Source organism: Halalkalibacter oceani (assembly GCF_023715705.1).
GTDB lineage: Bacteria > Bacillota > Bacilli > Bacillales > Bacillaceae_D > Halalkalibacter > Halalkalibacter oceani_A.
Genome location: NZ_JAMBOS010000003.1, coordinates 181,540 through 196,444, shown reverse-complemented (window position 1 = coordinate 196,444; position 14,905 = coordinate 181,540). Strand labels below are relative to the sequence as shown.

Annotated in this window: 11 protein-coding genes; 1 reads left to right on the top strand and 10 read right to left on the bottom strand. The window is 50.4% G+C overall.

From position 1 onward, the window contains the following. Nucleotides 1–182: 182 nt before the first annotated feature. Nucleotides 183–542, bottom strand: coding sequence for a response regulator (locus tag M3212_RS04490; protein WP_251192758.1), 360 nt, complete (start codon nucleotides 540–542; stop codon nucleotides 183–185). 224 nt (nucleotides 543–766) lie between these two features. Between M3212_RS04490 and M3212_RS04485 the strand changes: the two genes are divergently transcribed. Then, entirely contained in the window at nucleotides 767–1,291 is a 525-nt protein-coding gene (locus M3212_RS04485; protein ID WP_251192757.1) for a DUF2529 family protein, read from the top strand. 262 nt (nucleotides 1,292–1,553) lie between these two features. Here M3212_RS04485 and M3212_RS04480 read toward each other — a convergent pair whose 3' ends face one another. From M3212_RS04480 to M3212_RS04440, 9 genes are all read right to left on the bottom strand, one after another. Next, nucleotides 1,554–3,158, bottom strand: a complete 1,605-nt coding sequence (locus M3212_RS04480) for a CTP synthase (RefSeq protein WP_251192756.1) — start codon at nucleotides 3,156–3,158, stop codon at nucleotides 1,554–1,556. A gap of 206 nt (nucleotides 3,159–3,364) precedes the next feature. Continuing rightward, nucleotides 3,365–3,877 carry a DNA-directed RNA polymerase subunit delta gene (gene rpoE / locus M3212_RS04475; RefSeq protein ID WP_251192755.1) on the bottom strand — a complete coding sequence of 171 codons (513 nt, stop codon included), beginning with the start codon at nucleotides 3,875–3,877 and terminating at the stop codon, nucleotides 3,365–3,367. Between the two features lie 214 nt (nucleotides 3,878–4,091). After that, complete coding sequence (gene icmF / locus M3212_RS04470) at nucleotides 4,092–7,361, bottom strand: fused isobutyryl-CoA mutase/GTPase IcmF (protein ID WP_251192754.1); 3,270 nt, start codon at nucleotides 7,359–7,361, stop codon at nucleotides 4,092–4,094. A gap of 156 nt (nucleotides 7,362–7,517) precedes the next feature. Beyond that, a complete protein-coding gene (locus M3212_RS04465; protein WP_251192867.1) occupies nucleotides 7,518–8,135 on the bottom strand; it encodes a TetR/AcrR family transcriptional regulator in 618 nt (205 codons plus the stop codon). 72 nt (nucleotides 8,136–8,207) lie between these two features. Next, a complete protein-coding gene (locus M3212_RS04460) occupies nucleotides 8,208–9,350 on the bottom strand; it encodes an acyl-CoA dehydrogenase (protein ID WP_251192753.1) in 1,143 nt (380 codons plus the stop codon). Nucleotides 9,351–9,361: 11 nt separating this feature from the next. Continuing rightward, complete coding sequence (locus M3212_RS04455) at nucleotides 9,362–10,504, bottom strand: acyl-CoA dehydrogenase (protein WP_251192752.1); 1,143 nt, start codon at nucleotides 10,502–10,504, stop codon at nucleotides 9,362–9,364. Between the two features lie 12 nt (nucleotides 10,505–10,516). Continuing rightward, a complete protein-coding gene (locus M3212_RS04450) occupies nucleotides 10,517–11,371 on the bottom strand; it encodes a 3-hydroxybutyryl-CoA dehydrogenase (RefSeq protein WP_251192751.1) in 855 nt (284 codons plus the stop codon). Between the two features lie 18 nt (nucleotides 11,372–11,389). Continuing rightward, nucleotides 11,390–12,568, bottom strand: coding sequence for an acetyl-CoA C-acetyltransferase (locus M3212_RS04445; RefSeq protein ID WP_251192750.1), 1,179 nt, complete (start codon nucleotides 12,566–12,568; stop codon nucleotides 11,390–11,392). A 95-nt stretch (nucleotides 12,569–12,663) separates the two neighbouring features. After that, nucleotides 12,664–14,748, bottom strand: a complete 2,085-nt coding sequence (locus M3212_RS04440) for a heterodisulfide reductase-related iron-sulfur binding cluster (protein ID WP_251192749.1) — start codon at nucleotides 14,746–14,748, stop codon at nucleotides 12,664–12,666. Nucleotides 14,749–14,905: the final 157 nt, after the last annotated feature.

The window sequence follows — 14,905 nt, the reverse complement described above, 5'->3', positions numbered from 1 at the left end:
TTAACAAGATTCCCTCTTCAGAGATGTTTATGTATCGGGAAAATTCTCTCTAAACAAAAAAACTCTATACGATGTTTCATTAATTGAACGAGTCCATTATAGCATAATGACCTGAAATTACACGCCTTTGTGCAAGGAATGGTCTGTTTTTTTATAAGAAAGCGTTTTATCAATGGCGACAGCTACACACTTAAGCTTTTGCGAATGACTTCGCGAATGTCATCAATATCAAACGGCTTGGCAAAATGAGTAATTGCTCCTAAATTCATCGCTTCATAAATAAGATTCAATTCTCCATAAGCCGTCATCATAATGACGTTAATATGCTCATGATCCTCCTTAATCCGCTTTAATATTTCCAATCCGTCCATTCCAGGAATCTTCATATCAAGTAACACTAAATCAGGCTGTTCCTCCTCCACAATCTTCAATGCCTGGACACCATTGGCAGCCTCAAACATTTGATATCCGTCCTTTTGAAGAATTTCACAAAGCAAGATTCGTATTCCGTACTGATCATCGACTACGAGGATTTTCTTCATGAAAGCCACCCCTTTTCTCTTTGCTGATATATCCTGAGAACGGTCGCCCATTTCTCATATAACGTTATCCTCCACCCATTCCTATTCTGCACTGACATGTAAAATCCTGCTTCAATTTGCATTTTGCAACTTCAATTCCATTCGGGCAAAAAAACACCCCTGCCTTTATGACTATCCCATTCTGCGCTATAATATATCGACAATAGTAAAGGAGTTTAAACAAATTGCTAAAAATATTTACAACACAGCTAAATGGTCTGTTAAAGAAAATAGCGGAACAGGAAGACGAGAAGCTCGAGGACGCGGCAAGGCTGCTTAGTCAGGCCTTGGTCGGGGATGGACATCTCTATTTATATGGCAAGGACGAGATGACGGCCGTGACAGCGGAAGCGCTTTATGGCGCGGAAAAATTCGAGCAGGCAAAACCGCTGACACTGGCAGCGGTCCCCTCACTCTCTTCAGCCGACCGGGTGCTGCTGATCGCGCGATCGGCGGATGATCCCGAGCTGCTCCAGCTCATTTCTAGGCTTTTCGAATATTCTATTCCTTGTGTTCTCATCAGCGGCCCAGCCAGCGGTGCCGTACCCGTTCCTGAGGAAGTTGATGTCCATCTTCCCCTGCCGCTGCATCAGGGGCTTGTGCCGACCGAAAGCGGAGACCGCATCGGCTATCCACTTTCCCTCGCTGCTCTCTACATCTATTTCTGTTTATCCTTACTCATCCACGACATTTTAGCAGAGTATGAATAAGAAAAAGCCGCGTTGCGGCTTTTTTTAGAAGCGACATGTGGAGTCGTTACAAGGGGTTGAAGCTCTTCTGAAAGTGGTGTTCTTTCAGAAGAGCGCGTAACGAACGGAACTGTCGCCCTTCTTCGAATCTGTTTCATGCTTCTCTCAAAGTAACGTTTTAAAAATCAGGCAACGGCTACGCTCATTACTAAAAAGCTGCTGAAAAAGTGAAAACCGTACTTTTTCAGCAGCTTCTTTGAGATCTCCTTTTCCCTCTATCTGTTTAACTGAATTGTTTTAATGACGCTCCGATAAACTCTCTGAATAACGGCTGAGGACGCGTCGGTCTTGAGCGGAATTCCGGATGAAACTGGGAGGCGATAAAATAAGGATGATCAGCAAGCTCAATAATTTCAATTAAGCGTCCGTCCGGGCTTGTCCCGGAGAAAATAAAGCCTTCCTGTTCCATCTGCTCGCGGTATTCATTATTGAACTCATAGCGATGACGGTGACGCTCGTAAACGATTTGTTCCTCGTATGTCCGGTGAGCAAGTGAATCCTCCTGAAGCTTGCACGGGAAAAGACCTAAACGCAGCGTTCCGCCAAGATCCTCGATTTCCTTCTGTTCAGGAAGTAAATCGATAATCGGGTAAGGCGTCATTGGATCAAGCTCGGCAGAATGAGCTCCCTCCAATCCGAGTACGTTACGGGCGAATTCCACCGTTGCCAGCTGCATGCCAAGGCAAATTCCGAGGAATGGGATCTTATTCTCGCGCGCATAGCGGATCGCCGAAATTTTACCTTCGACTCCACGATCACCGAAGCCGCCCGGTACAAGGATACCGTCCGCTTCCGCCAGAAGTTGTGCCGCATTTTCATCTGTGACATCTTCCGCATGGACCCAGTCAATTTCGATATCAGCATCAAAGGCGTATCCGGCATGGCGAAGTGCCTCGGCCACCGATAAATAGGCATCCGGCAGAGCGACATATTTTCCAACCAGGGCAATCTTCACTTTGCGGGATAGATGCTGTACTTTTTCAACCAGTTCAATCCATTCACTCATCTCGGCCGACTGACAATCAAGCTTTAAATGCTGACAAACAATCGAGTCAAGCTTTTGCGCCTGCAAGTCCAACGGCACCTGATATAAGGTCGACGCATCGCGCGCTTCAATAACGGCATCCTTATGAATGTCGCAGAAGAGCGCGATTTTTTCCTTCATATCCTGAGGCACAGGTCTTTCTGTCCGGACGACAATCACGTTCGGCTGAATACCAAGGCTGCGCAGCTCCTTCACGCTATGCTGCGTAGGCTTCGACTTCATTTCTCCCGCCGCAGCCAAATAAGGAATGAGGGTACAATGAATGTACATCACATTATCAAACCCGACATCACTTTTAATTTGGCGAATTGCTTCAAGAAACGGCAAGCTCTCAATGTCGCCGACAGTACCGCCAATTTCGGTAATGACGACATCGGCGTTTGTTTCGCGCCCTGCTCTGAAAACACGTTCCTTGATTTCATTTGTCACATGGGGAATAACCTGAACCGTACCACCTAAATAGTCGCCACGTCGTTCCTTTTTCAATACCGTTGAGTAAATTTTTCCAGTTGTGACATTGCTGTTCTGACTCAGGTTAATATCGATAAAGCGTTCATAATGGCCGAGATCAAGATCCGTTTCGGCTCCATCATCCGTGACAAATACTTCCCCGTGCTGGTATGGACTCATCGTCCCAGGGTCGACATTAATATATGGATCGAACTTCTGGATCGTGACCTTCAGGCCGCGATTTTTCAGCAATCGTCCAAGGGATGCCGCTGTAATCCCCTTCCCAAGTGATGATACAACGCCACCGGTTACAAAAATATACTTTGTTGTCATCTAATCGTCTCCCTTGCCTTATATAACATGAAAAGTTTAGTTACTATTATGGTTTCCTTATTCAAATAAAAAAACAAAAGTGACAGCCCTCCCTCAGAAAAAGGGGGCGCACTTTTGTTTCTTCTATCTTTTATATCCTGATCGATTTCTAAAGCCCAAAAATGATTCTACCTAGAATAAGAGGAGAAGTCAAGAGACATTTACCGTCAGTCGACCTCTTCTTCCTCTTCAAAATCGTCGGCATCACTTTCTTCCACATCATCAAGGTCTTCGATCTCTTTTTCATCAAAATCCTCTTCTTCGTCGGCATCCTCTTCGTTGGAAATCTCGTCAAGCTCATCTTCCAAATCCTCGTACTCATCCTCATATTCATCAAAATCTTCATCGAGGTCGATATCCTCATCATCCAGTGCCTTTGCTTTTCTTCGCGGCTTAACCGGCGTTGTAATTTCTTCCTCTGCCTGCTCAAGCGGATACCAGCTTTTCAGCCCCCAGCGATTATCTCCAAGTGAATGAAAGCGGCCATCGATGTTCATATCTGTATAAAGGTTGGCAATCCGTGCTTCTACTTCTTCGTCAGTCATTCCTTTCAGCTCGGCAACCTTTTTCATGAGGTCATAGTAATCAAACGGGTTGCGTTCTGCTTTCATAATCGCATACGCAATTTCGACCATCGGAACTTCCTGAATCTCTTCTTTTGTCATGGCATCAAAGTTCATCTCTTGCACGTCCTTTCAGTCCAATCTTCTATCTATTTGTCAATAATGGGATTGTAAGCATACTTTTCATTATAAACATATTTCCTATCATTATGCTAGCTGAAGTAAGAGAAAAAACGATTCTCGTTCAGATTCCTCTATTATACAACATTTCCGCTTCAGCCATACATCGAGAAGAATCGGCGCTGAAAGGACTTTGGCCATGCCGTCACTGTTACATATTTCTTCGATACTGACCGCCCACCTCATAAAGTGCGGCTGTAATCTGCCCAAGGCTGGCAACCTGTACGGTGTTCATCAGCTCGGCAAAAATATTCCCTCCCGTAACAGCTGTGTGCTGAAGAGCCTTTAGCGCTGCTGGGGCCTGCTGCGCATGCCTTTTATGAAAGGCTTGAAGATTTGCGATCTGCTGCTCTTTCTCCGCCTGCGTTGCCCGGGCGAGCTCGATTTTGAAATCATCCTCCGGCTCTTCCTTCGGATTAAGATAGGTGTTGACGCCGATAATCGGCAGCTCGCCTGTATGCTTTTTCATTTCATAATACATCGACTCTTCCTGGATTTTGCCGCGCTGATACTGTGTTTCCATCGCCCCGAGCACGCCGCCGCGCTCATTAAGGCGCTCTAACTCCTGCAGCACCGCTTCTTCCACTAAATCGGTCAGCTCCCTGATAATATATGAACCTTGCAGGGAGTTCTCATTTTTGGCAAGTCCGAGCTCTTTCGTAATGATCATCTGAATCGCCATCGCTCTTCTGACTGACTGCTCAGTTGGCGTCGTGATCGCCTCGTCGTAAGCATTCGTGTGCAGGGAGTTACAGTTATCATAGATCGCCATCAACGCCTGCAGCGTCGTTCGAATGTCGTTAAAGTCAATTTCCTGGGCGTGCAGGGAACGGCCAGACGTCTGAATATGGTATTTCAGCTTTTGACTGCGCTCATTCGCCTTATATTTCTCTCTCATGACCGTCGCCCAAATTCGGCGTGCGACACGGCCGATTACCGTATACTCGGGATCAAGCCCATTGCTGAAAAAGAACGACAAATTCGGTGCGAAATGGTCAATATCCATCCCACGGCTTAAATAGTATTCCACATAGGTGAAGCCGTTGGCGAGTGTAAATGCGAGCTGCGAAATCGGATTGGCGCCGGCCTCGGCGATATGATAGCCCGAGATCGAGACAGAGTAATAGTTACGGACATTATGGTCAATAAAATATTGCTGAATATCGCCCATCATCCGCAAGGCAAACTCCGTGGAAAAGATACACGTATTCTGCCCCTGGTCCTCTTTTAAAATATCAGCCTGCACCGTCCCTCTGACCGTCGCCAGCGTCCGCGCCCTGATTTCCTCCGCTTCCTGTCCGGTCGGCTCACGGCCATTTTCAGCTACAAAAGCTTCCATCTGCTGATCAATCGCCGTATTCATGAACATTGCCAGAATAATCGGCGCCGGTCCATTGATCGTCATCGAAACCGACGTCGACGGCGCACATAAATCGAAGCCGGCATAGAGCTTTTTCATATCATCAAGCGTACATATACTGACTCCACTTTCGCCGATCTTTCCATAAATATCCGGCCGGTAATCCGGGTCCTCCCCGTACAACGTCACCGAATCAAACGCCGTGCTTAAACGCTTCGCCTCATCCTCCTGCGAGAGATAATGAAAGCGCCGGTTCGTCCGCTCCGGTGTTCCCTCTCCGGCAAACTGCCGTTTCGGATCTTCCTCCTGCCGTTTAAATGGAAAAACACCAGCGGTATAAGGGAATGTGCCTGGAACATTTTCTTCGCGTGCCCACCGGACAATTTCTCCCCAGTCAGCAAAAGACGGCAGAGCGACCTTGCGAATCTTTAAGCCGGACAGGCTTTCCGTCGTCAGCTCGGTTACAATCTCACGTCCGCGCACATTTGTAACATAAACATCCTGCCTGTAGGCGCGTTGAAGCTCCGGCCATTGTTCGAGAATGCGCCGCGTCTCGGGTGTCAGTTTCTGCTCATACAACTGCTTGAGCTGTTGAAGCGGCTCGTTCGTCTCTGCTAAAGAGAGCTCATGCTCAGTGAAAGCCTCTGCGGTACCTTCAATTTGAAAAAGGCGGCGCGCAGCGGCAACCTGCTCCTCCGTCTCTTGCTTATACGAACGGATCGTCGCGACGATCTCATGTAAATAATGAACCTGCTCCGGAGGGATGATCACATTTTGTTTAGTGACGGCCTCAGCGTCCGCTTCACCAGGTACCTCCCAGTCTTTTTCGCATTTCTCAACAATCGTCTTCAATAAAGCGGCAAATAAATTCGTTGTACCCTGATCATTAAATTGGCTGGCGATCGTCCCGTAGACAGGCATCGCAGAGAGCGGTTCAGCAAACCGGTTGCGGCTGCGCTGATACTGCTTTCTCACCTGCTGCAACGCATCCTCCGACCCTTTACGGTCAAACTTATTTATCGCGATCAGGTCGGCGAAATCGATCATATCAATTTTTTCAAGCTGGGATGGCGCGCCGAATTCGCTCGTCATCACATAAAGCGAAACATCGGCAATATCGACAATTTCGGCATCCCCCTGCCCGATTCCGCTCGTTTCAATGATAATCAAATCGAAGCCGGCCGCCTTGGTCACGGCGACCGCTTCCCGCAGGCTTGCCGAAATTTCGGAACGAGAGCGCCGCGTCGCCAGACTCCGCATGTAGACGCGCTCATGATGAATCGCATTCATCCGAATCCGGTCACCGAGCAGCGCCCCGCCTGTCTTCTGCTTCGTCGGGTCAACCGACAAAACCGCGACCGTTTTATCCGAGTAAGCATATAAAAAGCGCCGGACAAGTTCATCAGTCAGCGAGCTTTTTCCCGCTCCTCCTGTGCCGGTAATCCCTAAGACGGGGGCTGAGTCAGAACGGTTATTTATTTGTTCTTTCAACATCTGTTCAACAGTGGCCGCCGCCTGATTGTTTTCAAGTGTCATTTGCTCAACATAGGTAATAAAGCGGGCGATCGCCTTGTCATCTCTTGCTTGTAACTGCGCAGGCTCATCATGCAGCTCCTTGACCGTTAAAAAGTCACACTCACGGAGCATATGATCAATCATCCCTTGGAGCCCTTCTTTTCGCCCGTCATCCGGTGAAAAAATCCGGGCGATGCCGTACTCGTGCAGCTCTTTTATTTCCGGAGGGGTAATGACCCCGCCCCCGCCGCCGTAAATCCGGATATGACCAGCGCCTTTTTGCTGCAGCAGGTCATAGCAATACTTAAAGAATTCCATATGTCCGCCCTGATAGGAGGAAATCGCAATTCCCTGGACATCCTCCTGAATTGCAGCGCTTACAATTTCCTCAGCCGAGCGGTTATGACCGAGATGAATCACCTCGGCTCCGCTTGCCTGTAAAATTCTCCTCATAATATTAATGGAGGCATCATGACCATCAAACAAGCTCGAAGCCGTGACAAAGCGTACATAATGCTTCGGACGATAACTCGTTAGTTCACTCATTTTTTACCCTCCTTTTTGGATAGGGGGGACAAAAGGTTGTTCTTTTATCCTTTGCCCGCCCCTTTGCTAGTTTTGCACAACCTCCGAAGTCGTGTGGGCCTCTCCGGTATAAAACGGTGCATGCGATCGTTCAGCACGAGGTCTTATAGCATACTTTTAACGGCTTGAAGCGGTCAGCTGCTCCATTTGCAAGGCGGTATACTGCTCAAGCGTGAACAGCTTTTGAATCGACCAGCGACGGAACGTCCACATATGACCTTGAACAAGAATATTGTGAGCGCGCAGCTTGATTTGCTCATCTGATAAGGTGAGAACACCCTCCGTTACGCATTCGCGGATAATCGCTTCAATCATTGCCGTCATTTCATGTTCCTTCTGCAACACATATGGTAATGCTTCCTTAGGCAGTGACTTGGCTTCCTGATACATGACAAGCACTTCATCCTGCATTTCATCAACGACCTGGAAAAAGGAAGAAATCGCTTTTTCCAGACGTTCGATCCCCGTCAGACTTGAGTCAAGCTGCTTTGTCAGCCTGCGGCTAACCTCCTCGTAAATCGCATCACAGACGAGATATAGGACATCTTCCTTTGAGCCAATATATTCATAGAGAGTGCCGATGCTGAAGCCGGATTCCTTGGCAATCTCCCTTGTTGTCGTCCGGTGAAAGCCCTTTTCAATGAATAAGCGTACCGCTCCTTTCACCATTTGCTCGCGGCGTTTTTTTACCAGTTGTGGATCCTTGACCATAGATGGAACAGACTTTTTCATGATTGGCTAACCTACCTTTTCAAAATCGTTGTTGCTTCAAGCATACTAGACTTTTTAGCAACGTTCCATCCACAATTAGTCCGCTAACAGCATTTTTGAAATGACCAATCGTTGAATTTCATTTGTCCCTTCATAGATCTGCGTGATTTTCGCGTCGCGCATGAAACGCTCGACTGGATAGTCCTTTGTATACCCATAGCCGCCGAACACCTGAACCGCCTCAGTGGTCACTTCCATCGCCGTATCGCCGGCAAACAGCTTTGACATCGCCGACTCCAGACCGTACGGGAGTTGTTCACTTTCGCGCCATGCTGCCTGGTAGGTTAAAAGCCGGCTCGCCTCGACCTTTGTCGCCATATCGGCGAGTTTAAAGGCAATGCCCTGCTGCTGGCCGATTGCCTTGCCGAACTGCCTGCGCGTCTTCGCATAATCGATGGCAGCATCAAGCGCCCCCTGAGCAATCCCGACCGCCTGGGCGGCGATCCCGTTTCTTCCTCCATCCAATGTCATCATCGCAATTTTAAAGCCTTCTCCCCGCGCGCCGAGCATATTTTCCTTCGGTACGCGGCAGTTTTCAAAGATGATTTCCGTCGTCGGCGAGGAGCGAATGCCGAGCTTTTTCTCCTTTTTGCCGACGGAGAAACCAGGTGTATCCGCTTCGACGATAAAAGCGCTCACTCCTTTATGACGCTGTTCCGGGTCAGTCAGGGCGAAAACAACATAAAGGTCGGCCACACCTCCATTTGTAATGAAAATCTTTGACCCGTTCAGCACATATGCATCCTCTTCCTCAACGGCTGTTGTTTTCATCGCGGCGGCATCCGAGCCTGAGCCAGGCTCCGTTAAGCCGTAGGCGCCGATCTTCGTGCCTTCCGCCAAGGCGCGCAAATGGGTCTGCTTTTGTTCTTCTGTGCCGAATTTGTAAATTGGCCAGCTCGCGAGCGATAGATGGGCTGACAATGTCACCCCTGTTGACGCGCAGACGCGTGACAGCTCCTCAACGGCGATCACATAGCTTACGTAATCCGCCCCAATTCCGCCGTATTTCTCAGGCCACGGAATGCCGGTGAGACCGAGAGCTGCCATTTTCTCAAAATGTGTCCGGTCAAACCGTTCCTCCTCATCACGCTCGGCCGCTGTTGGCGCAATTTCTTTTTCGGCAAACTCCCGCACCATTTTCCGAATCATCTCTTGCTCATCCGTCAGTAAAAAATTCATCCTTCTCCCCCCTAATCTGCTAACAGCTGTTTGCTAATGACAACTCTTTGAATCTCACTTGTGCCTTCATAGATTTCGCACACTTTCGCGTCGCGGAAATAGCGTTCAACCGGATAATCCTTTGTATATCCATAGCCGCCAAAAACCTGCACGGCCTCAATCGCGACCTCCACTGCCGTGCGCGACGAAAAGAGCTTCGCCATCGAAGCCTCCTGCCCACAATGCCGTCCCTGATCGGTAAGTGCGGCTGCCCGGTAGGTCAACAGTCTCGCCGCTTCAATCTTCGTCGCCATTTCAGCGAGCTTAAAGCCGATCGCCTGCTGACGGCCGATTGCTTTGCCGAACTGCTTCCGCTCCTTGGCATAGCCGCTTGCTGCCGCAAAGGCGGCCTCAGCGATTCCCAATGCCTGGGCGGCAATCCCGATCCGGCCATGATTAAGGTTGGCCAGCGCGATTTTAAAGCCTTCCCCTTCAGCGCCGAGCAGGTTTTCCTGCGGGATACGGGCATCTTCGAAAATGAGTTCTGTCGTATGCGAGCCGTTCAGCCCCATTTTTTGCTCTTTTTTTCCGATGAGAAAGCCAGGTGTATCCTTCTCGACAATAAAAGCGGAAATTCCTCTCGCCCCTTTCTCCGGCGCTGTCGAGGCAAAGACAATATAGCAATCCGCTTCACCGCCATTCGTAATAAATGACTTTGAGCCGTTCAGCCGGTACGTGTTTCCGTCCTTCACCGCCGTCGTTCTCAGCGCCGCCGCATCGGAGCCGGCGCTCGGTTCGGTTAGTGCAAAGGCCCCCAAATATTGCCCGCTTGCCAGCTTCGGCACGTAGCACTGCTTTTGCTCCTCTGTTCCGAAGAAAAGAATCGGATTTGTCCCGACAGAAGTATGGACCGAAAGGATGACGCCGACCGCCGCGCTTACTTTTGATAATTCATGAATGGCGATAATATAAGAGGTGAAATCCATTCCCGCTCCGCCAAACTCCTCCGGGATTGGAATGCCCATTAGCCCAAGCTCGCCCATCTTACCAACTATCTGGCGCGGAAACGTTTGCTTGGCTTCCATCTCCTCAATAAAAGGGGTTATTTGCTCCTCGGCAAAATCACGGACCATTTTCCGCATCATATCCTGCTCTTCACTAAACCGTAAATTCATCGCTTCCCCTCCTCAGCTTTCATAGATGTAGAAGCCGCGCCCTGCTTTCTTACCGAGCCAGCCGGCCTTCACATATTTGCGCAATAATGGGCACGGCCGGTACTTATCGTCGCCAAAGCCTTCATGCAGCGTTTCCATAATAAAAAGACATGTATCCAGGCCGATAAAGTCAGCCAACGTAAGCGGACCCATCGGATGATTCATCCCGAGCTTCATCACTTCATCGACCGCTTCCGGTGAGGCTACGCCCTCGTATACGGTATAGATCGCTTCATTGATCATTGGCATCAACACCCGGTTAGAGACGAAGCCCGGAAAATCATTAACTTCCACCGCTGTCTTTTGCAGCCGGCCGGCAAGCGCGGCCACCGCCTCATAAACGTCATCAGCTGTAGCCAGACCGCGAATAATTTCGACGAGCTTCATCACCGGGACCGGATTCATAAAATGCATCCCGACCACCTTTTCCGGCCGTTTCGTTGCCGCCGCAATTTCTGTAATCGGCAAGGAGGACGTATTGGAGGCTAAAATTGCATGCGGCGGAGCGAGCCGGTCAAGCTCGACAAACAGCGCTGTTTTGCTCGCCATATTTTCCACGATCGCCTCGATGATGATATCCGCACCGGCCGCTTGCTTCAAATCAGTCGACGGCGTGATCCGGGCGAGTATCGCTTCCATCTCTTCCGCTGTCAGCCGGCCTTTTTCGACCTGTCGCGAAATATTTCTTCGGATTCCTTCCATACCGCGGCTCAGGCTGGCATTGTCCATGTCATGCAGGACGACGGCAAAGCCTGCCTGAGCATGTACCTGGGCAATCCCCGCACCCATCTGACCCGCGCCAACAACCATTACGTCTTTTATCTTCATTATCTTTCCTCCTTTAAGTCATCCTTCAACGCTCAGCAACACGGCGTCACCCTGACCGCCGCCACTGCAAATTGCCGCGATCCCTAAGCCGCCGCCCCGGCGTTTCAGCTCATAGGCCAATGTCAAAATGATCCGGGCCCCGCTTGCCCCGATTGGATGCCCGAGCGCTACTGCTCCGCCATTGACATTGATTTTTTCTTCATCAAGCCGAGCGATCTGCTTACTCGCCAGTGCCACGGCGGCAAATGCCTCATTAATTTCAAACAAATCAATCTCATCCGCCTGATAGTTCGTTTTCTCCAACAGCTTGTTAATGACGAGGCCCGGCGTCTTCGGAAAATCCTCCGGAGCCACAGCCAATGCCGTATGCGCTTCGATCGTCGCGAGCGGGACTTTACCTTCCAGCTTCGCGCGCTCCTCCGACATCAGCAAAAGCGCCACCGCTCCGTCATTGACTCCCGGCGCATTGCCGGCCGTAATCGTCCCGTCATTGCCGAAAACCGGCCGGAGCGCCGCAAGCTGCTCAAGCGAGCTTTGCCGCGGTGCTTCATCCTGAGCAAACGTCAGCGGCTCACCTTTACGCTGCGGAACAGGGACCGGCGTTATTTCTTCCTTTAGCCGGCCGGACTTAATCGCCTCCGCCGCCCGCTCCTGGCTCCGCAGCGCCCAGCGATCCTGCTCCTGACGTGACAGCTTTAACTCGGCAGCGACTTTATTCCCGTACGTTCCCATATGGACATTGGTGAACGAGCAGGTCAACCCGTCATACACCATGCCATCGACAAGCTCACTATTCCCCATCCGCGCCCCCCAGCGTGCTTTTTCCACATAATAAGGGGCGTTGCTCATTGATTCCATTCCACCGGCGAGAATGACTCCGGCCTCCCCTAAACGGATCCGTTGATCGGCCGTCATTACACTGCGCATCCCCGAAGCGCACACTTTATTAATCGTTTCCGTATGCACCTCCCACGGCAGCCCGGCCTGGTGCGCCGCCTGCCGCGAGGGCAGCTGACCCTGTCCCGCCTGAAGCACATTGCCGATAATCACTTCATCGACGTGTTCAGACGACCAGCCGGCCCGCTCTAATGCCGAACGCAGTGCCACACCTCCCAACTCTCCCGCACTGAAGTTCCGTAACGCCCCACCGAATTTCGCAAAGGGTGTCCTTGCCCCGCTGACGATCACTGTTTTCATCTCAATCTCCCCTTCCATCTTTGTCGAGCGAACGCTCACTCACTTTGTCCGCACGGCCTCTGCCTCGCCGATAGCAAAAGCAAATTAGCCGTATGTTAGCCTGCATCCTTTTCTTCAAAAAGCGATTTTTCCAAAATTTCCACAATGTCCAGCGTCTCGACCTGCTCTTCGACTTCCTTTGCCTTGGTTCCATCACTGAGCATCGTCAAGCAATACGGGCAGCCGCTGCCGATCACCGTCGGCTCTACCTCAAGCGCCTGCTCGGTTCGCGCAATATTAATCCGCTGGCCGACATCCTCTTCCATCCACATCATGCCGCCACCGGCCCCGCAGCACATCCCATTTTCCCGATTCCGCTTCATCTCCGTCACTGTAATCCCCGGGATCGCCTTCAAAATGTCCCGCGGCGGCTCGTAGACTTCGTTATAGCGCCCTAAGTAACAGGAGTCATGATAGACGACGGTTTCCTTTACCTCATACTTTGGCTGAAGGCGCCCTTCCTGAATCAGCTTTGCCAGCAATTCGGTATGGTGGTACACTTCGACATCGTCAAGGCCGAACTCAGGGTATTCATTTTTAAAGCTGTTATAGGCATGCGGATCAATCGTCACAATTTTGCGGACATTATGCTTTTGAAACAGAGCGATATTCGCAGTCGCCAGCTCCTGAAAGAGAAACTCATTGCCGAGCCGGCGCGGCGTGTCACCCGAATTCTTCTCCTTATTGCCGATGATCGCAAAGCGGACCCCCGCCTCATTGAGCACCTTTGCGAGCGACTGGGCAATCTTCTGGCTCCGTTTATCGAATGAACCCATCGAACCGGCAAAGAGCAGATATTCAAATTCCTCTCCCGCTTTTTCGACCTCCTTGACGGTCGGTACAGTGATATCCTCCCTGCCCTCGCGCCATTTTTCACGATCCTTGCGGCTGATACCCCACGGGTTTCCCTGCCGCTCAATATTCGTCATCGCCCGCTGTGCATCGGCATCAAGCTTCCCTTCCGTCAGCACTAAATACCGGCGCAGATCGATAATCTTGTCGACATGCTCATTCATCACCGGACATTGGTCCTCACAATTGCGGCACGTTGTACAGGCCCAGATCTCTTCCTCCGTGATCACATCACCGATCAAGCTCACATCATAGCCGGCGGCCGCTTCACCTGCCCCAGCAAGCTGATTGGCCCTTGTGCCGCTGAAGGCGAAGGCCGGCAGCCACGGTGAGCGCGACGTAATCGCCGCTCCTTTTTCCGTTAAATGATCGCGCATTTTCACAATCAGGTCCATCGGCGAAAGCAGCTTCCCCGTCCCGGTCGCCGGACACATATTCGTACAGCGTCCGCATTCCACACAGGCATAAAGATCAACGAGCTGCTTTTGGTTAAAGTCCTCAATTCTTTGAACGCCAAATACTTCCTGACTTTCATCCTCAAAATTGATCGAGGCGAGCCGACCGACCTGATGTGTCCGGCCGAGAAAGACATTGACCGGCGCGGCCAACAGATGGGCGTGCTTCGACTGCGGCACATAAACAAGGAAGGACAGCAAAATGAGAAGGTGGACCCACCAGAACAGAAAGAAAAGCCCGCTTGCGGCTGCCGGTGGAACGAAGGACAACACGGCCGCCAGTCCGGAAGCGATCGGTTCAAATCCGCTAAGCGGTTTGCCGAACCAGATCATTTCCATCGCCTTCGCCAGCAGCTTGGAAACCATCAGCCCGCCGATAAACAGCAGGACAAGACCGGCTTTCCAGCCTCGCTTCAGACGGACAAGCTTCTCAATATAGCGGCGGTGAAACGCCCAGACGACCGCCACGAGAATGATGAAAACCACGATCTCCTGAAAGAGCGTGAAGAAAGGATAAAACGAGCCGAGCGGCAGATGGCTGCCGACAGCGAGCCCTTTCCAAATCAGATCAATCGCTCCAAATTGCACGAGCAAAAACCCGTAAAAAAACATCAGGTGGATGATCCCGCTTTTTTTATCCTTTAACAGCTTCTTCTGTCCAAATACGTTCAGCCAAAGCGCGCGGAACCGCTCCTGCACAGAATGGGTGAACTCGGCTTTTTTCCCAAGTTTGATGTAGTGATACCTAGTAAGGACAAGAGCCAAAAACAAATAGATCGCATAGGCTGTCAGCAACAGAAATGCAAGACGATGAATCAATGTTAGCGCTTCCATAAAACTCTCCCCTTTCACCTGACCTTTCAACGAACAGGACATGCATAAAGTAACTGGCTAAGTTGAACAAGCTCAAAACTTTTTGTATTTTCCCAATTGAATAACCAAATATTTCTTTCAGTATAGCATATTATCAACTGAATGAGCATTCAGTCGA